Source organism: Paraburkholderia sp. UCT2 (genome assembly GCF_014397665.1).
In the GTDB taxonomy this organism is placed as follows: domain Bacteria; phylum Pseudomonadota; class Gammaproteobacteria; order Burkholderiales; family Burkholderiaceae; genus Paraburkholderia; species Paraburkholderia tuberum.
Genome location: NZ_VZQO01000141.1, coordinates 1 through 1,049, shown reverse-complemented (window position 1 = coordinate 1,049; position 1,049 = coordinate 1). Strand labels below are relative to the sequence as shown.

Sequence of the window (1,049 nt, the reverse complement as noted above, 5' to 3'; positions counted from 1 at the left end):
TCAGGCTCGAAGCAATGCCCAGGTCGCCCGTTGCGCCGTTCGCGCCTGTGGTCGTGACATCGATCGACGTGCCCGCGTTCAGGCTGCGCTGCAACGCGCGCGCGGCGGCATCATCGATCGTGAAAGCCGGCGTCAAAAGGTTCCATTGGCCCGCGTGAACGGCTGCATGCCTGCCGAATGCCAGTTGTGCCGCTTGCGTGTCGACCGTTCCGCCGCTGCCATCCGCGTTGCTCGCGGAGATCTTGCCGAGTTGACTGACACGGCCGCCATCGGCGACGAGCCACACGTGGCCATCACGATTCGCGGTACCCGTCGCGCGAATGCGCGTGCCGCCGCCCGCGAGCGCGTAGACGTTCCCATCGGCGGCCTGCAGGCTGACCTGCGCGGCCTTTATGTGCCCTCTATTGACCACGGTGCCCTGACTGCCCGTCTGCACGAATACCTGTCTGCTGCTGCCCGAGTCCTGTAACAACACCTGTTCGCCTGCAGCCAGTTCCGCCGTACCGTTGCGCGCTGTGATAGTGCCCGCGTTGATGACGGCGTGTCGCGCAATCAGGAACACATCGCCGCCGCTCGAACTGACCTTGCCGAGGTTGATCACGCTTGCGCTCGGGTCGCCCGACAGCGTGAGGGAACCACCGCCCTGCATGAACGCGTCGTTGCAGACATCGAGCGTTGACGCGACGAAACGACCTCCCGTGCTGATCACGCCCGATGGCCCCACGACGATGCCTTGCGGATTGATCACATACAGGCTGCCCGTCGCACTGAGCCTGCCGAAGATGGCGGACGGCGAGCCGCCCGTCACGCGGTTCAGCGTCGCGCCCGAGCCGTTGTCGAACGTCACGCTGTTGTTCCTGCCGATCGAAAAACTGTTCCACTCGATCACGCCGCGCGTCGAACCCGGTTGCGTGACCACGAGGCCGTCTCCATGGCTTGCTATCGCGCCGGCGCCGGCCACGTAAGTGCCGCCTTGTGGAAGTTTGCCCGCCGCGAGCGTCGCATGGGCAAAGCACAGTCCGGTGAGCGCGCTGCCGATGACGAGCCAC

1 protein-coding gene is annotated in these 1,049 nt (G+C 65.6%); it reads right to left on the bottom strand.

Going from position 1 to position 1,049, the window contains the following annotated elements; genetic code table 11:
• A partial coding sequence (locus F6X39_RS36115; protein WP_316251763.1) for a filamentous hemagglutinin N-terminal domain-containing protein occupies window positions 1–1,049 on the bottom strand: 1,049 nt, incomplete at both ends.